The organism is Dokdonella sp. (assembly GCF_039926425.1).
In the GTDB taxonomy this organism is placed as follows: Bacteria; Pseudomonadota; Gammaproteobacteria; order Xanthomonadales; family Rhodanobacteraceae; genus Dokdonella_A.
Genome location: NZ_JBDSWZ010000070.1, coordinates 1 through 22,040, shown reverse-complemented (window position 1 = coordinate 22,040; position 22,040 = coordinate 1). Strand labels below are relative to the sequence as shown.

21 protein-coding genes are annotated in these 22,040 nt (G+C 63.7%); 17 read left to right on the top strand and 4 right to left on the bottom strand.

What is annotated here, in order from left to right:
- Positions 1-109: 109 nt before the first annotated feature.
- The 3 genes from ABIV12_RS03970 to ABIV12_RS03960 form a co-directional block, all read right to left on the bottom strand.
- Positions 110-547 (bottom strand): cell wall hydrolase, encoded by a 438-nt coding sequence (locus ABIV12_RS03970; RefSeq protein ID WP_348056459.1) that lies wholly within the window; start codon positions 545-547, stop codon positions 110-112.
- A gap of 319 nt (positions 548-866) precedes the next feature.
- Positions 867-1,136 (bottom strand): hypothetical protein, encoded by a 270-nt coding sequence (locus ABIV12_RS03965; protein ID WP_348056457.1) that lies wholly within the window; start codon positions 1,134-1,136, stop codon positions 867-869.
- A 36-nt stretch (positions 1,137-1,172) separates the two neighbouring features.
- Positions 1,173-2,024: a folate-binding protein gene (locus tag ABIV12_RS03960; RefSeq protein WP_348056455.1), complete on the bottom strand. Its 852-nt coding sequence runs from the start codon at positions 2,022-2,024 to the stop codon at positions 1,173-1,175.
- A 115-nt stretch (positions 2,025-2,139) separates the two neighbouring features.
- Between ABIV12_RS03960 and ABIV12_RS03955 the strand changes: the two genes are divergently transcribed.
- The 16 genes from ABIV12_RS03955 (at position 2,140) to mgtA (ending at position 18,737) form a co-directional block, all read left to right on the top strand.
- Positions 2,140-2,304: a DUF1674 domain-containing protein gene (locus ABIV12_RS03955; RefSeq protein WP_348056453.1), complete on the top strand. Its 165-nt coding sequence runs from the start codon at positions 2,140-2,142 to the stop codon at positions 2,302-2,304.
- A gap of 55 nt (positions 2,305-2,359) precedes the next feature.
- Complete coding sequence (gene sdhC, locus ABIV12_RS03950) at positions 2,360-2,749, top strand: succinate dehydrogenase, cytochrome b556 subunit (RefSeq protein WP_348056451.1); 390 nt, start codon at positions 2,360-2,362, stop codon at positions 2,747-2,749.
- Positions 2,746-3,132, top strand: a complete 387-nt coding sequence (gene sdhD, locus ABIV12_RS03945; protein ID WP_348056449.1) for a succinate dehydrogenase, hydrophobic membrane anchor protein — start codon at positions 2,746-2,748, stop codon at positions 3,130-3,132. Before sdhC ends, sdhD begins: the two co-directional genes overlap by 4 nt.
- A gap of 5 nt (positions 3,133-3,137) precedes the next feature.
- Positions 3,138-4,925 (top strand): succinate dehydrogenase flavoprotein subunit, encoded by a 1,788-nt coding sequence (gene sdhA / locus ABIV12_RS03940; protein WP_348056447.1) that lies wholly within the window; start codon positions 3,138-3,140, stop codon positions 4,923-4,925.
- Position 4,926: 1 nt separating this feature from the next.
- The gene (locus ABIV12_RS03935; RefSeq protein ID WP_348056445.1) at positions 4,927-5,490 is read left to right on the top strand and encodes a hypothetical protein; all 564 of its coding nucleotides are present in this window, start codon (positions 4,927-4,929) and stop codon (positions 5,488-5,490) included.
- Between the two features lie 6 nt (positions 5,491-5,496).
- On the top strand, positions 5,497-6,282 hold the full coding sequence (locus tag ABIV12_RS03930; RefSeq protein WP_348056443.1) for a succinate dehydrogenase iron-sulfur subunit: 786 nt from the start codon (positions 5,497-5,499) through the stop codon (positions 6,280-6,282).
- 22 nt (positions 6,283-6,304) lie between these two features.
- Positions 6,305-6,547, top strand: a complete 243-nt coding sequence (locus ABIV12_RS03925) for a succinate dehydrogenase assembly factor 2 (protein ID WP_348056441.1) — start codon at positions 6,305-6,307, stop codon at positions 6,545-6,547.
- Positions 6,519-6,944, top strand: coding sequence for a hypothetical protein (locus tag ABIV12_RS03920; RefSeq protein ID WP_348056436.1), 426 nt, complete (start codon positions 6,519-6,521; stop codon positions 6,942-6,944). The genes ABIV12_RS03925 and ABIV12_RS03920 overlap by 29 nt, the downstream gene beginning before the upstream one ends.
- Before the next feature lie 99 nt (positions 6,945-7,043).
- The gene (locus ABIV12_RS03915) at positions 7,044-8,285 is read left to right on the top strand and encodes a lipoprotein-releasing ABC transporter permease subunit (protein ID WP_348056434.1); all 1,242 of its coding nucleotides are present in this window, start codon (positions 7,044-7,046) and stop codon (positions 8,283-8,285) included.
- A gap of 105 nt (positions 8,286-8,390) precedes the next feature.
- On the top strand, positions 8,391-9,089 hold the full coding sequence (gene lolD, locus ABIV12_RS03910; protein WP_348056432.1) for a lipoprotein-releasing ABC transporter ATP-binding protein LolD: 699 nt from the start codon (positions 8,391-8,393) through the stop codon (positions 9,087-9,089).
- 161 nt (positions 9,090-9,250) lie between these two features.
- Positions 9,251-11,590 (top strand): DNA internalization-related competence protein ComEC/Rec2, encoded by a 2,340-nt coding sequence (locus tag ABIV12_RS03905; protein WP_348056430.1) that lies wholly within the window; start codon positions 9,251-9,253, stop codon positions 11,588-11,590.
- A gap of 124 nt (positions 11,591-11,714) precedes the next feature.
- Positions 11,715-12,362 carry a MotA/TolQ/ExbB proton channel family protein gene (locus tag ABIV12_RS03900; RefSeq protein WP_348056485.1) on the top strand — a complete coding sequence of 216 codons (648 nt, stop codon included), beginning with the start codon at positions 11,715-11,717 and terminating at the stop codon, positions 12,360-12,362.
- A gap of 5 nt (positions 12,363-12,367) precedes the next feature.
- Positions 12,368-12,799, top strand: coding sequence for a biopolymer transporter ExbD (locus tag ABIV12_RS03895; RefSeq protein WP_348056428.1), 432 nt, complete (start codon positions 12,368-12,370; stop codon positions 12,797-12,799).
- Between the two features lie 2 nt (positions 12,800-12,801).
- Positions 12,802-14,583, top strand: coding sequence for a lipid A export permease/ATP-binding protein MsbA (gene msbA, locus ABIV12_RS03890; protein ID WP_348056426.1), 1,782 nt, complete (start codon positions 12,802-12,804; stop codon positions 14,581-14,583).
- A 235-nt stretch (positions 14,584-14,818) separates the two neighbouring features.
- Positions 14,819-15,814 (top strand): tetraacyldisaccharide 4'-kinase, encoded by a 996-nt coding sequence (gene lpxK / locus ABIV12_RS03885; protein WP_348056424.1) that lies wholly within the window; start codon positions 14,819-14,821, stop codon positions 15,812-15,814.
- Positions 15,815-16,046: 232 nt separating this feature from the next.
- A complete protein-coding gene (gene mgtA, locus ABIV12_RS03880) occupies positions 16,047-18,737 on the top strand; it encodes a magnesium-translocating P-type ATPase (protein ID WP_348056422.1) in 2,691 nt (896 codons plus the stop codon).
- A 348-nt stretch (positions 18,738-19,085) separates the two neighbouring features.
- On the opposite strand, the gene ABIV12_RS03875 is transcribed toward mgtA, so the two are convergent.
- Positions 19,086-19,868: a 3-hydroxybutyrate dehydrogenase gene (locus ABIV12_RS03875; RefSeq protein ID WP_348056420.1), complete on the bottom strand. Its 783-nt coding sequence runs from the start codon at positions 19,866-19,868 to the stop codon at positions 19,086-19,088.
- Positions 19,869-20,022: 154 nt separating this feature from the next.
- Between ABIV12_RS03875 and ABIV12_RS03870 the strand changes: the two genes are divergently transcribed.
- Positions 20,023-22,040, top strand: a 2,018-nt coding sequence (locus ABIV12_RS03870) for a DEAD/DEAH box helicase (RefSeq protein WP_348056418.1), incomplete at its 3' end; no start/stop codon positions are given.

The following is a 22,040-nucleotide window of genomic DNA, read 5'->3' as shown; positions in this document are numbered from 1 at the left end:
GAAGCCGGATGCATCGGCACGCGTTGCATCGGAATGTTGAAAAAAAAGGCGGGGAGCATTTGCTCCCCGCCTTTTTCATTTCTTCATTTGTCTGTTTGGATACAGCGCATCAATTGATGCGGTAGAAGTTGTGCGCCCCGATGGTCGCGAGTGGCGGACCCTTGATCCAGTTCGGCGAAGCAGAATCTGCCAGCACGAAATGATCGGCGTTGGGCACCACAAACTTTCGCTTGCTGGTCGGCAGTGCCCACATGGTGATCGTGCGATCCGCGATCGTCCACGCTTTCTGCCATGCGATCGGGTTGCTCAGCTGGAAGTCGTCTTTCGTAGTGGTCATTGCAAACTGGCGGGGTGCACGAACCACGTCGCATACCGAAGAGCCCCAGTGCCCGCTTTCGCGGCGCCGCATCGCAACTTCCGCAACGGCCATCTGACCAACCTGGGTTTCACTGCGCGCCTCCAGATAGACGGTGGTCGCCAGGCAGACCTGATCTGCGGCCGGTTGCGGCAGCGCGGATGCAAGCCAGAGTAGAAAAGCCAGTTTCATGGGTGACGCACCTCTCGCATTCACGACGACGTGCCCTTCGAAAAGGGAATCCATGCAGATGCACGAACTGCACGATGCATGACGCATCGCTTGAGCCTTGCCATCGATGTGATTGAAACTTCATGGCGCGCGCGCGAGATGTTTCGCGCTGGACAACGCCTGTGTGTCGGTCGCGTCTGCCACCCCGGCAGTCGTTCCGACTTCTCGACCATCGCACCGAATTGTTGGTGACGATGTCGATGACGACTATCTGGTCGTCATCGCCTGATTCCCGTTACACACAAAAACGCCCTGACTGAGCAGGGCGTGGATGCGGAGACTACGCGAGCAGGGTAGTCGTGTCACTGAACGCACAAACCCTGTTCAGCCTGGCGTAATGAACCTCATGGTTGCGTTTTCTGCACGCCATCAACGGATGACCGATGATCGATTCCGCGATCACGGATTTTTGGTGTGTCGTTGATCGCGCCATGAACGTGTCGATCACGGCCAGCCAATCGAGTCGCCACGCTGGAAAACACCGGCAATTGCCGCGTTGTTGCAGCAGAACAGGCGTCGACTTGCCGTGTCTGTCGAACAGTGTTTGCACGCGACAACGCATTCGCGGTGCGTGTCGGGATTCCCATCAAGACGTCATCGATCCGGAGTGCAAGCGAGCGCGCGCGTCTCCAACCAGGAGCGATCCGGTGTTTTCTTCTGCAACGTCGGTGAGAACAGCCAATGCGTTGCTGCCTTCTGCACTGCGGCAATTGGCCGCGTAAAGAATGTGTCCGAGCAGTTGCCCATCGATGCCGGTGACCAGCGTCGATGACGCGGGAGCGGTGCCGTCGATGTGAATGTGTCGCAAGTGACGCTTGTTGCCGCCGCGAAAATGGAGACGCGCGGCGATTTCCTGTCCGGGATAGCAACCCTTGTCGAAACGGATCGCGTCGAGGCGCTCCATGTCGAGCGCCTGCGGAACGAATTGTCCGGCGAGCGCTTCATTGATCCACGGAAGACCCGCAGCAACGTCGTCGAGACGCCAGTGTTCGAGGCGATCCTCATCGAATGCGCTGGCCGCAGCCGGCGCAAGCCACATGGTGCGTTCGATCGGTCCGGGCTGCCGCAGCATGAATCCCGCTTCACGCGGAAGCAGCTCATTGGCTTCGAGCACCGGTGGTGAATCGCCCGGATCGAGCGCGTGCATCGTCCAGGATTGCGCATCGAGCTGCACGCGCGACCGCATCACGAATCGACCGAGTTCGGCGCGCATCGCTTGCGCATTGCCGAGCGGTAGCCAGACGAGCATTCGCGAAAGCTCGGGTCGCAACAGTGCGAAGAAGTGGCGTGCGCGCCCTTGCGGATCGAGCCACGCGCTCCATTGCCAGCGACCGGTTGCAAGCGAGTTCACGTCGCTGGTGAATTGCGAGTGCGCAAACGAACCGGCATCGGCACCGGCGATGAAGAGCAGCTCCGCGGGACAAAGGGGCGTTGGCATCGGTTGAGGATTTCCATCAGTATTTCAAGACTCTAGCATCATCATTGCGTGCGCATGCGCGGTCTCATGGTTGTCTCGCGCGTCGTCTGGGATTACCCTTATGCCGCACCGCGCCATGTCAGAATCCCTCCCATCATCGAGCGAACCGGAGACGCCGACCATCACGGACGCGTCCGGTGAACTGCGGCCCGCCGAACCGACGGTCGATGCGCCGAAACCGGATCTCGATCCGACGCGCTACGGCGATTGGGAGAAGAACGGACGCTGCATCGATTTCTGATCTCGTTACGTACGTCCGATGTGAGCGGAACCATTTTCGTCAGCAAGAGCCAGCCATGCCAGCCACTGCGCGACCACTGTCACCTCACCTCTCGATCTACCGCTGGCAGATCCAGATGGTCACGTCGATCCTGCATCGCGCGACGGGCGTCGCACTTGCGGTTGGAACGATGTTGCTGGTCGCTGGACTTCTCGCGCTCGCTTCGGGACCGGATGCCTTCGCGCAGGTGCGCCAGTTCTGCGCATCGTGGATCGGTACGATTCTTCTGATCGGGTGGACGTGGGCGCTTGCCTTCCATTTCCTCAACGGCATTCGCCATCTGCTGCAGGACGCGGGCTGGGGCTACAAGCCCGAACAATTCGTCCGTAACGGCTGGATCAGCACCATTGGCAGTCTGGCAGCGACCGCTTTGCTTTGGGGCTTCGTGGTTTGGGGTGGCGCATGAGTGTTTCGTATCGCACCCCGCTCAAGCGTGCCATCGGGTTGGGCTCTGCCAAGCATGGCGTCCATCATTTCGTCGCGCAGCGCGTCACTGCGGTCGCTCTTGCGCTGCTCGGCATCTGGTTCGTCTGGATTGCGCTGCAGATGCTGCATCTCGACTATGCAGGTGCCCACGCGCTGATCGCCCGGCCGTGGAACGCGCTGCTGATGGTCGCGTTCGCGATTGCGGTGTTCTGGCACGCGCAGCTCGGCCTTCAGGTGGTGATCGAAGACTACGTGCACGCGACCGGTGTCGCGTGGTGCGCCCAGCTCACACTGAAATTCCTCTGTTTCCTCGGCGCCGCCGCAAGCGTGCTGGCCGTCGTCCGCATCACGCTTGGGCATTGATCCGAATGGAAAGCTACAAGATCCAGGAACACAAGGTCGACATCGTCGTGGTCGGCGCCGGCGGCGCGGGATTGCGCGCCACGTTCGGCCTCGCCGCGACCGGGCTCACCACAGCGTGTATCACGAAGGTGTTCCCGACGCGCTCGCACACGGTGGCGGCGCAAGGTGGCATCTCGGCGGCACTCGGCAACATGGGTGAGGACGACTGGCGTTTTCATTTCTACGACACGATCAAGGGCTCCGACTGGCTCGGCGACCAGGACGCGATCGAGTACATGTGCAAGGAAGCGCCGGCCGCGATCATTGAGCTCGAACACTACGGCGTGCCGTTCTCGCGTACCGAAGAAGGCAAGATCTACCAGCGCCCGTTTGGCGGCATGACGACGCACTACGGTGAAGGAACAGCGCAGCGCACCTGCGCCGCCGCGGACCGCACGGGTCACGCGATCCTGCATACGCTGTATCAGCAGTCGCTCAAACACGACGCGCGATTCTTCATCGAATACTTCGCACTCGACCTGATCTTCGACGACGAAGGCGTGTGCCGCGGTGTGCTCGCGCTCGACATGGCGGAAGGCACGTTGCATCTGTTTCGCTCGCATGGCGTCGTGCTCGCCACCGGCGGCTACGGGCGTGCATATTTCAGCGCGACGTCCGCACACACCTGCACCGGCGATGGAGGCGGACTCGCATTGCGCGCCGGCCTGCCGTTGCAGGACATGGAGTTCGTGCAGTTCCATCCGACCGGGATCTACGGATCAGGCTGCCTGATCACCGAGGGATCGCGCGGCGAGGGGGGCTATCTCACCAACTCCAAGGGCGAACGTTTCATGGAACGTTACGCGCCGAACGCAAAGGATCTCGCGTCGCGCGACGTCGTGTCGCGCTCGATGACCATCGAGATCCGCGAAGGCCGCGGTGTCGGCGAGCACAAGGACCACATCAATCTCAACCTGCAGCACCTCGGTCCTGAAGTGCTGCAGGAGAAACTGCCCGGCATCTCGGAAAGTGCGCGGATCTTTGCCGGCGTCGACGTGACCAAGCAGCCGATTCCGGTGATCCCGACCGTTCACTACAACATGGGTGGCGTGCCGACCAACTACCACGGTGAAGTCGTCCGCAAGGTCGGCAACGATCCGGATTCGGTGGTACCTGGTCTCTACGCAATCGGCGAAGCCGCGTGCGTGTCGGTGCACGGAGCGAACCGACTCGGTTCCAATTCGCTGCTCGATCTCGTCGTGTTCGGCCGCGCGGTTGCACAGCGCTGCACCGCGACGATCAAACCCGGCCAGCCGCACAAGGAACTGCCCGCGTCGGTCTGCGACAAGGCGCTGGCGAATCTCGATCGGCTGCGCAACGCGAAAGGCGCAACGCCGACCGCCGATATCCGAAACGCGATGCAGAAGACGATGCAGGCCGATGCCGCGGTGTTCCGCACCGAAAAGACGCTGCAGGAAGGCTGCGCGAAGATGGACAAGGTGTTTGCCTCGTTCGATGACGTGCGCGTGTCGGACCGCTCGCTGGTGTGGAATTCCGACCTCGTCGAAACCCTGGAATTGCAGAACCTCCTCTACAACGCCGTTGCGACGATCAATTCGGCCGAGCAGCGTCACGAAAGTCGCGGCGCGCATGCGCGCGAGGATTTTCCGGATCGGGACGACGAGCACTGGATGAAGCACACGCTGGTGAACGTCGACGGGAAGGGCAAGTGCGCATTCGATTTCCGCCCGGTTCACATGAATACGCTGACGTCGGACGTGGATCCTGTGCCGCCGAAGAAGCGGGTGTATTGAGATGACTCGGACGAGTCGCGAAGTGCTGCGATGGTTGCTGGTTTCGAGCGCGTTGCTCGGAACCGTGGCGATGGCACCGGTGCGGGCTGCCAGGATGGCGCTGTCGGAAAGCGATGTGACGTTTGAAGTACCGGCAGGTGCGTGGAAAGCAGCGAGCGTTTCGGCCGAGAAGCCGCTGGCATCGCTTTGGCTGTGTGCCGAAGGAGAACCCTCGGATCCGTGCACGGTTCGAGCCGAACTCCTCGTCGGTGAGATGATCGATGCGCAGCAACCGAGCTCCCTCGATGCGTTGTCGGAGCAATGGCGGAGCGGGACTGACGTGGTCACAATCGTTTCGCCCCGCCGGATCGATCTGGGCGGCCGGGACGCACTTGAGCACGTTTCCGAAGGCCAGCATTCCGACCACGTCCACAAGCAGGTGTACTTCGACATGATCGTGTTGAAGGATCGCGACACTTATTACACCTGCATGGTGACGATGGATCCGCCCGATTTCTTTGCGCTGGGCTCGGTCGCGCGCGACGCTTGCGCCTCGCTGCACACCGCATCCCCACATTCCGGATGACCTGCGATGGCTGAGTTCACCCTCCCGAAGAATTCGAAAATCAAGGCCGGCAAGCACCATCCCGCCGCGCCCGGCACCGCGAACGCGCGGACGTTCCGCGTGTACCGCTGGAATCCGGACGATGGCCAGAACCCGCGCATCGACACCTACGACGTCGACATGGCGACCTGTGGCCCGATGGTTCTCGACGCGCTGATCAAGATCAAGAACGAGATCGACCCGACGCTGACGTTTCGCCGTTCCTGTCGTGAAGGGATCTGCGGTTCGTGTGCAATGAACATCGACGGCACCAATACGCTGGCCTGCACCCGTTCGATCGAGGAATGCGGCAGCGGCGACGTGAAGATCTATCCACTGCCGCACATGGAGGTCGTGAAGGATCTGGTGCCCGACCTGACGCATTTCTACGCGCAGTACGCATCCATCAAGCCGTGGATCCGTACCGAAACGCCGGCACCTCCGGATCGCGAGCGACTGCAATCGAAAGAAGACCGCGCGAAGCTCGACGGCCTCTACGAGTGCATCCTTTGCGCCTGCTGCACCACGTCCTGCCCGAGTTACTGGTGGAACAGCGATCGATATCTCGGCCCTGCAGTACTGCTGCAAGCGTATCGCTGGATCGTCGACTCGCGCGACGAGGATACTGGCGCACGCCTTGACGAGCTCGAGGATCCGTTCAAGCTGTATCGCTGCCACACGATCATGAATTGCGCGCGCACGTGCCCGAAGGGCCTCAATCCCGCGAAGGCGATTGCCGAAACGAAGAAACTGCTGGTCGAGCGCCAGTCGTGAGTCTGATGACGCGCGCCACCGGATGAGCGCCGAGGCGCGCCTGCGCTGGCGGGCTCGTCGCGGTACGCGCGAGCTGGATGCCATGCTCGGCTGGTGGATGGACGCACGCTACTCGGACGCAGGCACGGTGCAACGCGCGCACTTCGATCAACTGCTGGACAGCTCCGATCCGGACCTGTGGGACTGGCTGACCGGCCACCTGGCCTGCGACGATCCACGTTTTGCCCCGCTGATCGATGAAATCCGCACCCACCATCGCATTTGATGTCCGGCCTTCATCCTGGGTCGTCGCAGCGATCGCATTGATGACGCTGGCAGCCGGGCTGGCGCCGTGGCTGAGCGCGGTGTCGAGCATCGGTGCGCTGGCTGTGACGATGCTCGCGCTCGCACTCGGCGCTGCGGCGATGCGCGACTTCCTGCAACCCCGGTTCGTGCGGATCGCCTTTCGCGACAGCGGCTGGGCACTGGTCGACCGGTCGGGCGACGAGCGGGAAGCGTTGCTCGAATCACACCGCCGGCTCGGTTCGTGGGTATCTCTCGGCTTCTGCGCCGGAGGCTCGTCGCATTTTCGAACGCTGATCGGACCCGACAATCTGGACGCGCCCACGCGGCGACGTCTGGTCCTGCTGCTGTCCCGCGCCGAAATCGTACAGCACGCCTGAGCGTTGATCGCTTGCCGAGTGGGGGTGCTTGCGGCACTCTCGCCGCGATTCGCGGTCCATTGCTGGTGACCGCTGCGCCAACCAGGATCCGCACGCCGCATGTTCCGACCCCTCGAAGTCTTCATCGGCCTGCGCTACACGCGTGCCAAGCGTCGCAACCATTTCATTTCATTCATTTCGCTGGTGTCGATCCTCGGCATCGCGGTCGGCGTGACTGCGCTGATCACCGTGATCTCGGTGATGAACGGGTTCCAGAAGGAATTGCAGGACCGCATCCTCGGCATGGTCTCGCACGCGACGATCGAAGGCGTCGATGAAACCGTCCGCGACTGGCCGGGGGCGCTGAAGCTTGCGCATGCGAATGCACACGTGCTCGGAGCGGCGCCGTACGTCGAGCGGCAGGCGATGCTGCAGGGCACGCGCGTCAGCGGAGCGATCATTCGTGGCGTCTCGCCCGATCTGGAATCGGCGGTGTCGGACGTCGGCGCCCACATGATCCGCGGCAAGCTCGCGGATCTCGCGTCGAGCCACTTCGGCATCGTGCTCGGCAAGGAGCTCGCCGCGACACTGGGCGTCGACGTCGGAGATTTCGTCACCGTGTTTGCGCCGGAGTTCAGCGCGACGCCGATCGGCGCGATCCCGCGCATGAAGCGATTTACCGTGGTCGGCATCTTCGAAGTCGGCATGCAGGAATATGATTCCGGCCTCGCGCTCACCTCGCTGCAGGACGCCCAGACGCTGTATCGACTCGACGGCCCGACCGGTATCCGGTTGAAGCTCGACGACATGTTCCAGGCGTATCCGATCGGCAAGGAACTCGCCGGGCATCTCGGCCAGTACTACCGCGTGACCGACTGGATGCAGGGGCACAGCAACTTCTTCAAGGCTGTCGCGATGGAGAAGAAGGTGATGTTCCTGATTCTTTCGTTGATCGTCGCGGTAGCGGCGTTCAATCTCGTGTCCACACTGGTGATGCTGGTGACCGACAAGCAGGCCGACATCGCGATCCTGCGCACCCTTGGACAAAGCCCGGCGTCGGTCATGGGCACCTTCATGGTGCAGGGTGTGCTGGTCGGCACACTCGGCATTGCACTCGGGGTGTTCTTTGGCGTGGTGCTGTCGTTGAATCTCGCCGCAATCGTGCGCTGGATCGAGCAGACCTTCCACGTGACGTTCCTCTCGCCCGATGTCTATTACATCAGCGAACTGCCAAGTGACCTGCACTGGAACGACGTGATCTGGATCACTGTCACCGCATTCGTGTTCTGCACGCTCGCGACGCTGTATCCGGCGCTGCGTGCGGCCAAAACCGAGCCGGCGGCGGCGTTGAGGTATGAGTAGCGGAGATGCGGCATTCGGGATTCGCAACAGCACAGTCCCGCCCGGCTTATTGAACGCGCATTTTCAAGTCCCGAATCCGAATCCCGAATCCGAATCGCGAATCCCATGTTCCACGACATCATCCTCAAAGCCACCCATCTCGCGAAGACCTACGAAGAGGGCTCGCTGCGCACCGATGTATTGAGCGACGTCAACCTCACGGTGCGGCGTGGTGAAACGGTGGCGATCATCGGAGCGTCGGGAACCGGAAAAAGCACGCTGCTGCACATCCTCGGCGGGCTCGATGCGCCGACGGCCGGCGAAGTCGAGGTGGAAGGGAAAACCATGTCGCGCCTGTCCGATCGCGCGCGTGGCGAGCTGCGCAACAGCTCGCTCGGGTTCGTCTACCAGTTTCATCACCTGTTGCCGGAGTTCACGGCGGTCGAGAACGTGTGCATGCCGCTGCTGATCCGCGGAACTGCGATTGCACAAGCCCGGGAGCGCGCAATCACGCTGCTCTCGCGCGTCGGCCTTGGCGAGCGGCTTGCGCACAAGCCGGGCGAACTTTCTGGTGGCGAACGTCAGCGCTGCGCGGTCGCTCGCGCGCTCGTTGCGCGACCGGCCTGCGTGCTGGGCGACGAGCCGACGGGAAACCTGGACGAGAAGAATGCCGCGCAGGTGTACGAGCTGATGCTGGAACTCAATCGCGAGATCGGAACGGCGCTGATCCTGGTGACGCATGATCAGCGGCTGGCGGCGCGGGCCGATCGGATCCTCGAGTTGTCGGGCGGGGTCTTGCGTGTTTTCGAGGGTGCCAAGTCGTAATTCAAGGCCGCGTCAAAGCCGCAGCTTCAACCATCAAGAACACGAAGGAAAAGCGCGACGTGCGCTGTTGCGCCGCGATCGCGACGGCGGAGGGAAAGCAGCGGGGGACTCGCAATCAAGATGCGTCCGCTGAGACGGAATGTCAGAACGGAATCTACGGCATGGAGCCACAGACACGACAGGAACGTCGGCGCCCGCTGATCGGTGTCGCCACTGCGATCGCGATGCTCGCCGGCGTGCTCGCGGTGCATGCGTCGCCTTCGCTGCCGCCGCGCTGGTTCGATGCGATCGTCGGCTTGTCCGGCATTGCCGCGATGTTCCACTCGCGCGGTCGACTCGTCGGATGCCTCCTTCTCGGATTCGCCTGGTGTGCGATTCGCGCCAACGTCGCCCTCGACGCACGCCTTCCGCGCGATCTTGAAGGACTCGATTTCGATGTGGTCGGCGTGGTCGACGACTTGCCGTCCGCGCGCCCTGACGCGACGCGTTTCACGTTGCGAGTGGAGCATGCCGAGCTGGATGGAGCCGAGGTTCCCCTGGACGGACGCGTTCGACTGTCGTGGTACGAAGACGTGCCTGCAGAACTCGAAGCGTGCAGCCGCTGGCAATTGCACGTGCGCGTCAAACGGCCGCGGGGACTGATCAATCGTGGCGGGTTCGATTCCGAGCGGTCCTCGCTCGAGAAGGGCATCGTGGCGGTCGGTCATGTGCGCGAGGTGGAGTCGAACCGGCGGATCGGCCGGCGCGGCGTGTGTATCAACGGAGTCCGAGAGGCCATCTCGCGCGCGATCGGCGAGCGCGTCGTCGATCCGCACGACGCGGCGTTGCTGCGTGCATTCTCGGTCGGCGATACGCGCGGACTCGACCAGGACGACTGGGACGTCGCGCGCGCGAATGGCATTCCGCATCTCATCGCGATTTCGGGTTTCCACGTCGGCGTCGCGGCGGGGTTTGGCGCACTGCTGATCTCCGCAGTGTGGTGGCTGTTTCCCGCGCTTGCGCTGCGCATCGCGTTTCCCGTTGCGCAGACACCTGCCGCGCTGGCGACCGCGGTCCTCTACGGATTCCTCGCGGGCGGCAGCCTGCCAACGGTACGCACGGTTGCAATGATTGCGGTGGTGACGCTGACGCGCTTCGGCAAGCGTGCGAGTGGCGGGCCGCATGCATTGGCGCTGGCGCTGCTCGCGATCCTCCTGTTCGATCCGCTGGCGACGTTGTCGGCGGGATTCTGGCTGTCGTTTGTCGGCGTCGCGTTCCTGATGCTGTGTCTCACACGTGGCCCGGGCGTGATGGGTTTCCTGCGGGAACTGACGATCGGACAGCTCGTCATGACCGTGTCGCTGTTGCCAATGACAGTGTGGTTCTTTGGCCAGGCTTCGCTGGTTGGCGCGCTGTCCAATCTCATTGCGGTACCGCTGATCAGCTTCGTGATCGTGCCGCTGTGCCTGCTCGGCATCGTTGCGCTGCTGGCGTGGCCCACGTGCGCAACGCCGCTGTTCATCGTCGCCTCGTGGTGCGCGCACGCGCAATGGTGGCTGCTCGAACGCATGGCTGCATGGCCCGGCGCGCACTGGTACCTGCCGGACGTGGCGCCGTGGGTGCTCGTGTCGGCGACGGTGGGCGCGGCATGGCTGTTCCTGCCGCCTGCGGTGCCTGCCCGCGCGCTCGGACTTGCGCTGTTCCTGCCGCTGCTGTGGCCGCGATTGCCGATCATCGACGATGGCGCATTCAACGCGACCGTGATCGATGTGGGGCAGGGACTGTCGGTGTTCGTCCAGACCCGCAATCATTCACTGCTGTTCGACGCCGGCGCACGCTATCCATCCGACTTCGATCTGGGTGAAGCAGCAGTGCTGCCGACACTGCGCGCGCTGGGCGTCGGTTCGCTCGACGCGATGATGATCAGTCATGGCGACAACGATCACGCCGGTGGCGCCGTCGCGGTGGCGCGCGCGTACCCGGACGCGATCATCTACGCAGGTGAGCCGGGTCGCACGAAGGTGTCGAGCGCACAGTGCCGAAACGGCCAGTCGTGGAGCTGGGACGACGTGCGCTTCACGGTGCTCAATCCACTGCCGCAGCCGCTCGGCGTGACCAAGGCATCCGGCGACAACGACCGCTCGTGCGTGCTGCTTGTCGAGGGTACCGCGGGACGCCTGCTGCTGAGCGGCGACATCAGCAGTCGCGTCGAACCGGCTGTTGCCGCGAACGTGGATTCCGGTGCGCCGCTTGTGTTGCTGGTGCCTCATCATGGCAGCAAGACCTCGTCCAGCGCGGGTTTCCTCGATGCGCTTGATCCACAGTTCGCGGTGGTCTCGGCGGGGTGGCGCAATCGATTCGGGCACCCCGATCCCCGCGTCGTCGAGCGGTATTCAGCGGCCGGCATCGCGCTGTCCAACACTGCAATCGACGGCGCGATCACACTCGGATTTCCGCGCGATTCGCCGCCACGGATCGCCACGCGTGAGCGCGAGCGACAACGACGCTACTGGCGCGAATGACGCGCCGCTGCTTGACCGTTGCGGGGTAAATCGGCTAACTCGCGCCCTGCAACGCATTGCACAGACCGCAGTTGCGGCACTGCTATCATGCGTTTCCGATGTAACCGCAGTGAAAGGTGGTCTCGTGCTGGAAATCCTGTTGGCGGGCAGCTGGGCCATGCTGCCGATCCTCTTGTGTTCCGCGGTCGCGCTCGCGATCATCCTCGAACGCTTCTGGACGCTCCGTCGCAAAGCCGTTGTTCCAGCCGGCCTCGGAGCCGAGGTCCGCGAATGGGCGCACACGCGCAAGCTCGATCCCGAGCATCTCGCGGCGTTGCGCACCAATTCGCCGCTGGGTGAACTGCTCGCCGCAGCGCTGACGGTTCGCAACCGGCCACGCGAGATCATCAAGGAACGCGTCGAAGATACCGGTCGCCACGTCGTGCATCGACTGGAGAAGTTCCTCAACACGCTCGGCACGATCGCGCTCATTTCTCCGCTGCTCGGGCTTCTCGGCACCGTGTTCGGGCTGATCCGCATGTTTTTCTCGGTGATGGTCAGCGGCGTCGGCGATCCGCTGAAGATGGCGGGTGGCATCGGCGAGGCGCTGGTCTGCACGGCGGCGGGGCTGTGTGTTGCGATTCCCGCCTACGTGTTCCATCGCTATTTCCGCAACCGCGTTTCCGATCTTGTGGTGGACATGGAACGGCAGGTATTTCTGCTCACCGACGAATTGACCGCGCCCGCCGAAGCGGGTGCGATGCCGGTTCGTGCCGCGCGCTCGGCCATCTAGCGCGCATGCGCATCGGAACCAACCGCCGCGAGGATGACTTCGAGATCAACGTGATCTCGCTGATCGATGTCCTGCTGACCCTGTTGATGTTTTTCGTCCTTACCACGACGTTCGTGCAGCATTCGCGCATGCAGGTGACGCTGCCGCAAGCGGAGTCCTCCGAGCAGGCCGAACAGCCCGACTCGCTGACCGTGATGATCGATCGCGACGGCCATTACTTCATCGACAACAACGAAGTGCTCAACCCCGGTCTGGATTCGCTCAAGGAAGCCATCGCCAAGGTGGGCGGCGAGGATCGCTCGCGCACCGTGCTGCTGCGCGCCGACGCGATGACGCCGCACCAGGCGGTGGTCACCGCAATGGATGCGCTGGGGGAACTCGGTTTCACGCGGTTGTCCATCGCCACCTCGCGATCGCAGGCGGCGGTCACCAAGTGACGGTGGACGCCGGCTCCGGGCGCTCGGGTCTGGCCATCTATTCGCGGCTGCTCGGTTACACGCGACGCTACTGGCCGATCGGACTCCTCGCCGTCGGCGGCATGGTGACCGACGCTGCGTGCATGGGCCTGTTCGCCCGCTCGATCAAGCCGATGCTCGACAATCTGTTCATCGCAAAGGATCCGGTGAGCATCTTCTGGATGCCGATCCTGATCGTCGCGCTGTTCCTGGTTCGCAGCCTCGCCACCTACGCCACCGACTACGGCACCGCCTACATCGGTCGCGGTGTGGTGCAGCAGTTGCGTCAGCAGGTGTTCGATCACTATCTGCGTTTGCCATCGTCGTTCTTTGCCAGCGAATCGTCGGGCCACCAGATTGCCCGCATCACCTACAGTTCCGAGCAGGTTGCGCAGGCCTCGACGGACGCGGTCAAGATCGCAATCGTCGATGGCCTCAGCATCGTGGCCTACGTCATCGTGATGTTGCTGGTCAGTGTGCAGCTGACCCTTGCGCTGCTCGTGATGGTGCCGCTGGTCGGGGTGCTGGTGGTGTATGTCGGGCGCCGTTACCGACGTATCAGCCAGCGCATCCAGGGATCGATGGGCACCGTGACCGGTGTGATCGAGGAGGTGGTCGGCGCGCATCGCGAAGTCAAGGTGTTCGGTGGCCAGCAGTACGAGTCCGGCCGTTTCAATATCGTCTCCGAGCAGACTCGCCGCCTCGGGTTGAAGGTCGCGGCCACCAACGGACTGGCGAGCGCATTCGTGCAGTTGATTGCGGCCGTCTCGCTTGCGCTGATCATCTTCTTCGCGACGCGGCCGGCGATGCTGACCACGCTGTCACCCGGCTCGTTCACGTCGCTGATCCTCGCAATGGGCGCCATCCTGCCGTCGCTGAAACGCCTGACCACCGTGCAGGCGAACCTGCAACGCGGCCTCGCCGCCGCCGACGAGATTTTTTCGCTGGTCGACATGCCGCCCGAAGTCGACAGTGGCTCCATCGAGCTGGACCATTCCGGCGGCGGCCTCGAATTCCGGAATGTCGGCATCACCTATCCGGGTGCATCGATGCCGGCACTGCATTCGATCTCGCTGACCTGTCCGCGCGGCAGCGTGACTGCGCTGGTTGGACGGTCGGGCAGCGGCAAGTCCACGCTCGCAAGCCTGGTTCCCCGATTCCGTGATCCCGGCATCGGCGAGATCCTGATCGACGGCCAGCCGTTGCGCGACTGCACGCTTGCCAGTCTGCGTCGGCAGATTGCATGGGTCGGGCAGACAGTGACACTGTTTGACGACAGCATCGCGCGCAACATTGCCTACGGCGCACTGGCCGGCGCGAGCGAGGCCGACATTGTTGCCGCTGCCGAGGCGGCGAACGCGATGGAGTTCATCGCGCTGATGCCTGACGGAATCCACAGCCGCATCGGTGAAAGCGGCGGCATGCTCTCGGGCGGACAGCGTCAGCGGATCGCGATTGCTCGCGCGTTGCTGAAGAACGCACCAATCCTGATTCTCGACGAGGCCACCAGCGCGCTCGACAGCGAGTCGGAACGTCTGATCCAGGATGCGTTGCAGAGGTTGATGCGCGACCGCACGGTGATCGTGATCGCCCATCGCTTGTCCACCGTCGAGCACGCCGACCAGATCGTGGTGCTCGACCGCGGCACCCTCGTCGAGCAGGGCACCCACGCGAGCCTGCTTGCACGCGGCGGCCAGTATGCGTCGCTGTACCGTCTTCAGTTCAAGGATGGATTTGCGGCGCATTCCGCGGTCGCAGGCGCGTGAGCGGCGTGTCGCTCGGGAAACGCATTCGGATGGAGATCGCGTGCAAGCGCCACGTCGAAGATTTCCGTGGGAGCGGCGTCAGCCGCGATGCTCCTTGCGCCGCGCCCGGCAAGCGCATCGCGGCAGAAGCCGCTCCCACCATGGGTCGTGGGCTGGCGGTGCCATCCCTCTCCCGCCGGTCGGGGGAGGCATCGAAATTGCCGAATCTCAACGTCGAATCGCGCTTTCAAATTGCATGAGCACCTTCCGCGCGCGCCTCGAATCGATCTGGTACGGAGGCGCGTCGGTGCCGCTGTGGCTGTCCGCGCTTGTGCCGGTGTACCGCGGTTTGCGCGCTCTCCATCTTGCGCCGTACCGTCTTGGCTGGCGCGTGCCGAAGCGCCTCGGCGTGCCCCTGATCGTGGTTGGCAATCTCACCGCAGGCGGCAGCGGAAAGACGCCACTAACGATCGCGTTGGTCGAGGCGCTTCGCTTGCGAGGATGGAAACCCGGCGTGGTCAGCCGCGGCTATGGGGGCAGTCAGCGTGAGCCCTTGCTGCTCGATGACCTGACGACGCCTGCGCGCGTCGGTGATGAGCCGTGTCTGATCCGTCAGCGCACCGGCGTTCCTGTCGCGGTCGGTCGGGATCGTCATCGTGCCGCAATGTTGTTGCTGGAGCGCGGGGTCGATGTGGTGATTGCGGACGACGGGCTGCAGAACCCGGCGCTCGCGCGCGACATGGAGATTTGCGTGGTCGACGGACAGCGCCGTTTCGGCAATGCGCAATTGCTGCCGGCGGGTCCGTTGCGTGAGCCGCTCGTGCGTCTCGCCGAACTGTCGCTGAAAGTGTGCAACGGCGGCGTCGCACAGGCGGGCGAGACCTCGATGCGGCTCGTCGGCGACATGGCGGTGCCGGTCGCCCTCAGCTCCGGCGTACGTCCGCTCGAATCCTTTTCTGGCGAACGCGTCCATGCCGTCGCGGCGATCGGAAATCCGCAGCGCTTTTTTGATGGCTTGCGCACCCATGGCATCGAGGTCATCGCTCACGCGTTTGCCGATCATCATTCGTTTGCGGCGTCGGACCTCACGTTCGGTGACGCGCTGCCGGTGCTGATGACCGAGAAGGATGCGGTCAAGTGCATTGCGTTCGCGTCACCGGATTTCTGGTGCGTCCCGGTGCGCGCCGAATTGCCCGACACGTTTTTTGACGACGTCGTCGATCAACTCGCCACGCACCCGAAAGGGTCGTGAAAGAACGAGTGTCGACAATCCGTTCCGCGACCGCTGCTGGTCGCAATCATCGCCCTTGAGAGAGGTTCCCTCCGTGGAATGTTGCAGTAGTCCGAGACGAAGCAGCGCTGCCATCCCGGAGCGAACCGCGGGCTGACCGGTGGGCGTCGCAACGACGCACCGGGCGTGACCCGGCGATTCCGTTGGCGGCAGCGTGATCCCCCATCACCGCCCCGAGATCTCCGGAGTCGCCATGTTCAAGATCAACCCGCTCCCTTTTGCGGTCGTCGTGCCGGCGTTGCTGCGCACAGGCGCCGATGCGCGTCGCGCGTCTCAAGCGCCGCATCCGTTGCTTCAATTCGTCCGCGTGGACGGCCCGGAGACGCTGGCGCACCTCGGTGTCAGTGGCGACGGGCTCGATGTCGACGCGGTGGAGAGACGCCTCGACGAGTTCGGCCCAAACGTCGTTGCGCAGGAGACGAAGCGCCCGTTCCTGCTCGAGATCGCGCATCGGTTCTTCACCAACCCGATCAACATCCTGTTGACCGTGCTCGCGGTCGTGTCGTGGGTTGGCGACGACCGCGTCGGCGCGGGCATCATGCTGGCGATGGTGTTCATGGCCGTGTTCCTGTCGTACTTCCAGGAAGCACGGACCGGTCGCGCGGTCGAACAACTGCGCAGCATGGTGAGCAACACCGCGACCGCGCGCCGCATTCCCGCACCGGCCGACGATGACGACGTCGCCTCCGATTCCGGTGTTGCGCAGAAAATCGAGGTGCCGATCGAGCAACTGGTTCCGGGCGATGTCGTGCATCTGTCTGCCGGCGACATGATCCCGGCCGACCTGCGCCTGCTCACCGCGAAGGACCTTTTCATCAACCAGTCGTCGCTCACCGGCGAGTCGATGCCGGTGGAGAAGTTCGCCGGCATCGATGGGGATGCCACGGTCCCGCTGGAGGCAAAGAACCTCTGCTTCATGGGCAGCAACGTGGTCAGCGGCAGCGCCACAGGCGTCATCGTGGCAACGGGCGCTCGCACGTACTTTGGCGCGTTGGCAGGCTCGCTGGTCGGTGAGCGCGTCCAGACGAGCTTCGACCGCGGCGTGCACCGCTTTGCGTGGCTGATGATCCGCTTCATGGCGGTGATGGTGCCGCTGGTGTTCCTGCTCAACGGGTTCGCCAAGGGCGCGTGGCTCGACGCCTTCATGTTCGCGGTTGCGGTCGCGGTGGGTCTCACGCCCGAGATGCTGCCGATGATCGTCACGATCAATCTCGCCAAGGGCGCGATGGCGATGGCGAAAAAGGACGTGATCGTCAAGCGCCTCAACGCGATCCAGAATTTCGGCGCGATCGACGTGCTGTGCACCGACAAGACCGGCACGTTGACCCAGGACAAGGTGATCCTCGAGCGCCACGTCGACCTCGATGGCGAGGACGACGAGCACGTGCTCGCGTTCGCGTATCTCAACAGTTACTACCAGACGGGCCTGAAGAATCTGCTCGACGTCGCGGTGATCGACGCAGTCGATGAGGCGAAGCGCCGCGAGCTGCAGGCGGAGTACACGCTGGTCGACGAGGTGCCGTTCGATTTCACACGTCGGCGCATGTCGGTGATCGTGCGCGATGCGCAGAATCGCCACTTCCTCATCGCCAAGGGCGCGGTTGCCGAAATGGTCGGCATCTGCAATGTGTCGCGCACGCCCGATGGCCATGAGGCGATGTCGCCAAACGCGGTGGCCGAGGCGCGCGACGTCGCCCGCGACATGAACGACGACGGCTTTCGCGTGATCGCGCTCGGCATGCGTGAGATCGAGGCGAAAGCCGCGTATTCGCTCGCCGACGAAAAAGATCTCACGCTGACCGGATTTGTCGCGTTCCTCGACCCGCCGAAGGACAGTGCGGCCGAGGCGATCCGCGCGCTCAACGACAACGGCGTCGCGGTGAAGATCCTCACCGGCGACAACGACATCGTCACGCGCAATGTCTGCCGCCAGGTCGGCTTCGAGGTCACGCGCTTTCTCCTCGGCCAGCAGGTCGAAGCGATGAGCGACGACGAACTGACAGTTGCCACGCGCGACACGCAGGTGTTCGCGCGTCTCAACCCGCAGCAGAAGGTGCGCGTGATCGAGGCGTTGCATCGCGACGGCCACGTGGTCGGCTTCATGGGCGACGGCATCAACGACGGTCCCGCGCTGCGTGCGGCGGACGTCGGCATTTCGGTCGACACCGCGGTCGACATCGCGAAGGAAGCAGCCGACATCATCCTGCTCGAAAAAAGCCTGATGGTGCTGGAGGAGGGCGTGCTCGAAGGCCGCAAGGTGTTCGGCAACATCCTCAAGTACATCAAGATGACCGCAAGCTCGAACTTCGGCAATATGGTCAGCGTGCTGGGCGCGAGCGCCTTCCTGCCGTTCCTGCCGATGGCGGCGGTGCAGATCCTGCTCAACAACCTTCTCTATGATTTCTCGCAGACCTCGGTGGCGAGCGACGAGGTGGACAAGGAGTACCTTGCGCGTCCGCGGCAGTGGGACATCGGGGCGATCACGCGCTTCGTGCTGTTCATCGGGCCGATCAGCTCGATCTTCGACTACGCGACGTTTGCCCTGATGTGGTATGTGTTCAAGGCGAATTCGCCCGAGCACGCAACGCTGTTCCAGACCGGCTGGTTCGTCGAATCGCTGCTCTCGCAGACGCTCATCGTGCACGTGATCCGCACCGGCAAGGTGCCGTTCTTCGAGAGCCGCGCGAGCCTTCCGCTGACGCTCACCGGCCTCGTGATCTGCGCAATCGGTGCGCTGTTGCCGTACTCGCCGCTCGCTGCAAAATTCGGGTTCGTCGCGCTGCCCGGGCTGTACTGGGTGTACCTCGCGTTGATCCTTGGTTGCTATCTGGCGCTGACGCAGTTCGTGAAGACGCGGCTGATCCGGCGCTTCGGTTTGCTGTAGTAGAGCGGCGCCAACGAACGGTCCGTTCCCATTCCAGGAACGTCATTCCCCCAAAAAGCGGGAATCGCTCCAGGTGTCGTCAAGTCGCGACCGGTCCAATTCACCTGACGTCGTTCCCGCGCAAGCGGGAATCGCTCCTGCTACCGCCGATTCGCGATCCTTCCAACCCGCTCGACGTCATTCCCGCGAAAGCGGGAATCCATCTGCACCTGGCGCTACGGCACAATGGATTCCCGCCTTCGCGGGAATGACGGCAGGGTCGGGTTTTACCAGACTGGTCGGGTCGAGCGATTCCCGCTTGCGCGGGAATGACGTCATGAAACGGCCCACCTTGATGCCGTGCCGACATCAACCCATCGACCACCCATGGCTGACATTCAGCGACTGACCGGTCAGCGCGTTGGTCGGGAACGACGCGAACATCAGCGCGATCTCGGCGACGTCGGCGGTGGTCGTGAATTCGCCATCGACCGTGTCCTTGAGCATCACGTTCCTGATGACGTCCATCTCGCTGATGCCGAGTGCTTTCGCCTGCTCGGGGATCTGCTTGTCGACCAGCGGAGTGCGCACGAAGCCCGGGCAGATCACATTCGCGCGGATGCCGAAGGACCCGCCTTCCTTTGCGACCGTGCGTGCGAGTCCGATGAGGCCGTGCTTCGCGGTGACGTACGGCGCTTTCAGCTTCGAGGCTTCCTTCGAGTGCACCGACCCCATGTAGATGATGCTTCCGCCGTGGTCGGCCGCCTTCATCTGGCGCACGCACGCGCGCGTCGTCAGGAACGCGCCATCGAGATGGATCGCGAGCATCCTGCGCCAGTCGGCCAACGTGAATTCCTCGACCGGGTGAACGATCTGGATTCCGGCGTTCGACACCAGCACGTCGACGGTACCGAACGCGTCGATCGTCGCGGCGACAGACGACTCGACCTGGTCCTCGTTCGTCACGTCGACGGCAATACCGATCGCCTGTCCACCAGCGTTGACGATCTCCGCAGCGGCCGCCTTTGCGGCGTCTTCATTGAGGTCGGCGATGGCGACCTTGGCACCTTCGCGCGCGTAGACCAGCGCGATTTCCTTGCCGATGCCGCTGGCGGCTCCGGTGACGTAGGCAACTTTGTGTGCGAGACGCATAAGCTCTGTCCTGGCGGAGAATTGGCTGACGAGCTTAAACGCTTCATCCGCCAATGGGACGACCTGCGCACGTCCCCGCGCCAGCTGCGATTGAACGGGTCCCTCCCGATCCCCAAATTGGTGGTTCACCACTCCAGACGCGCACAATCGACCCGTGCCATTGAACACCTTCCATCCTGCCGTCGCCGCGTGGTTCCGCGGCGCCTTTCCGGCGCCGACTCCGGCGCAAGGCGACGCGTGGCCGGCGATTGCATCGGGTCTCCACACGCTGATTGCCGCGCCCACTGGATCGGGCAAGACGCTGGCGGCGTTCCTCGCTGCGATCGATGATCTGATTCGTCGCGGGCTTGCGTCGCCGTTGCCCGACGAGACGGCAGTCGTCTATGTGTCTCCGCTCAAGGCGCTGTCGAACGACGTGCGCATCAACCTCGACGTTCCGATTGCCGGCATCCGGGCAGAGCTTGCGCGGATGCATCTGCCCGATGTCGAGATCCGCACGTGCGTGCGCACCGGCGACACGCCGCAAGCCGAGCGCAATCGCATGCGCAAGCGGCCTCCGCACATCGTGGTGACCACACCCGAATCGCTGTACATCCTGCTCGGTTCGGAATCGGGCCGGCGCATCCTCTCGACCACGCGCACGGTGATCGTCGATGAAATCCACGCGCTTGCTCCGAACAAGCGCGGCGCGCATCTGGCGTTGTCGCTGGAGCGGCTCGACGAACTCTGCGGACGGCAATTGGTGCGGATTGGATTGTCGGCGACGCAGAAGCCGATCGCCGAAGTGGCACGGTTCCTTACGGGATCGCTTTTGCACGACGATGACGCGGTCGCCTGCAAGATCGTCGACGCCGGCCACGTCCGCGCCCGCGATCTCGCGATCGAATTGCCCGAGTCGCCGCTCGAAGCGGTGATGTCGGGCGACCAGTGGACGCAGGTGTACGCGCGACTGGAACAGCTGACCGCCGAACACCGCACCACGCTGATCTTCGTCAACACACGACGCATGGCCGAGCGCGCCGCGCGTCACCTGAGTGAACGGCTCGGCAAGGACAAGGTGACGGCGCACCACGGCAGCCTGGCGAAGGAACAGCGTTTCGACGCGGAGCAGCGTCTCAAGCGCGGTGAGCTCTCCGCGCTGGTCGCCACCGCATCGCTCGAACTCGGCATCGACATCGGTGACGTTGATCTCGTGTGCCAGATCGGGTCGCCGCGTTCGATCTCGACCTTCCTGCAGCGCGTCGGCCGATCGGGCCACGCCGTCGATGGCACGCCGAAAGGGCGGCTGTTTCCGCAATCGCGCGACGATCTGGTCGAATGCGCGGCGTTGCTCGATGCAGTCCGTCGTGGTGAGCTCGACACACTGCGCATCGAACGCGCTCCGCTCGATGTGCTAGCGCAACAGATTGTCGCCGAAGTGGCCAACCGCGACTGGCGGGAAGACGCGTTGTTCGCGCTCGTCACGCGCGCGTATCCGTTTGCCGACCTCACGCGCGACCGCTTCACTGCGATCGTCCGCATGCTCTCCGAAGGCTTCACCACGCGACGGGGTCCGCGCAGCGCGTACCTGCATCGCGACGCCGTCAACGGCGTGCTGCGGGCAAGCCGCGCTGCGCGGTTGACGTCGATCACCTCCGGTGGCGCCATTCCGGATACGGCGGACTATCAGGTGGTTCTTGAACCCGCGTCGATGATGATCGGCAGCGTGCATGAGGATTTCGCGGTCGAGAGTCTTGCCGGCGACGTGTTCCAGCTCGGCAACCAGTCGTATCGCATCCTGCGCGTCGAGCGCGGTGTGGTGCGCGTCGATGATGCGCAAGGCGCACCGCCGACGATTCCGTTCTGGCTCGGCGAAGCGCCAGGTCGCAGCGACGCGCTGTCGCAGTCGGTCTCGCGCTTTCGCGCCGAAGTGACCGATTGGCTGGATGAGGGCAATGACGCGGCGTTTGCGCATCTGCTGGATCGCGGCGGACTCGGCACGTTTGCGGCGCGGCAAATCGTCGAGTACCTCGGGTCCGCGAAAGCGGCGCTCGGTGTGTTGCCGACGCAGCACGATCTGGTGATGGAGCGGTTCTTCGACGAATCGGGCGGCACCCAGCTGATCATCCATTCGCCCTTCGGCAGCCGCATGAATCGCGCGTGGGGCCTCGCGTTGCGCAAGCGCTTCTGCCG

Coding starts and splice junctions, on each gene's coding strand:
- sdhD (WP_348056449.1), top strand. CDS start 2,746: ATGAGTGTTTCGTATCGCACCCCGCTCAAGCGTGCCATCGGGTTGGGC.
- sdhC (WP_348056451.1), top strand. CDS start 2,360: ATGCCAGCCACTGCGCGACCACTGTCACCTCACCTCTCGATCTACCGC.
- ABIV12_RS03935 (WP_348056445.1), top strand. CDS start 4,927: ATGACTCGGACGAGTCGCGAAGTGCTGCGATGGTTGCTGGTTTCGAGC.
- ABIV12_RS03915 (WP_348056434.1), top strand. CDS start 7,044: ATGTTCCGACCCCTCGAAGTCTTCATCGGCCTGCGCTACACGCGTGCC.
- sdhA (WP_348056447.1), top strand. CDS start 3,138: ATGGAAAGCTACAAGATCCAGGAACACAAGGTCGACATCGTCGTGGTC.
- lpxK (WP_348056424.1), top strand. CDS start 14,819: ATGAGCACCTTCCGCGCGCGCCTCGAATCGATCTGGTACGGAGGCGCG.
- lolD (WP_348056432.1), top strand. CDS start 8,391: ATGTTCCACGACATCATCCTCAAAGCCACCCATCTCGCGAAGACCTAC.
- mgtA (WP_348056422.1), top strand. CDS start 16,047: ATGTTCAAGATCAACCCGCTCCCTTTTGCGGTCGTCGTGCCGGCGTTG.
- ABIV12_RS03955 (WP_348056453.1), top strand. CDS start 2,140: ATGTCAGAATCCCTCCCATCATCGAGCGAACCGGAGACGCCGACCATC.
- ABIV12_RS03920 (WP_348056436.1), top strand. CDS start 6,519: ATGAAATCCGCACCCACCATCGCATTTGATGTCCGGCCTTCATCCTGG.
- ABIV12_RS03905 (WP_348056430.1), top strand. CDS start 9,251: ATGGAGCCACAGACACGACAGGAACGTCGGCGCCCGCTGATCGGTGTC.
- ABIV12_RS03875 (WP_348056420.1), bottom strand. CDS start 19,868: ATGCGTCTCGCACACAAAGTTGCCTACGTCACCGGAGCCGCCAGCGGC.
- ABIV12_RS03895 (WP_348056428.1), top strand. CDS start 12,368: ATGCGCATCGGAACCAACCGCCGCGAGGATGACTTCGAGATCAACGTG.
- ABIV12_RS03970 (WP_348056459.1), bottom strand. CDS start 547: ATGAAACTGGCTTTTCTACTCTGGCTTGCATCCGCGCTGCCGCAACCG.
- ABIV12_RS03925 (WP_348056441.1), top strand. CDS start 6,305: ATGAGCGCCGAGGCGCGCCTGCGCTGGCGGGCTCGTCGCGGTACGCGC.
- ABIV12_RS03960 (WP_348056455.1), bottom strand. CDS start 2,024: ATGCCAACGCCCCTTTGTCCCGCGGAGCTGCTCTTCATCGCCGGTGCC.
- ABIV12_RS03930 (WP_348056443.1), top strand. CDS start 5,497: ATGGCTGAGTTCACCCTCCCGAAGAATTCGAAAATCAAGGCCGGCAAG.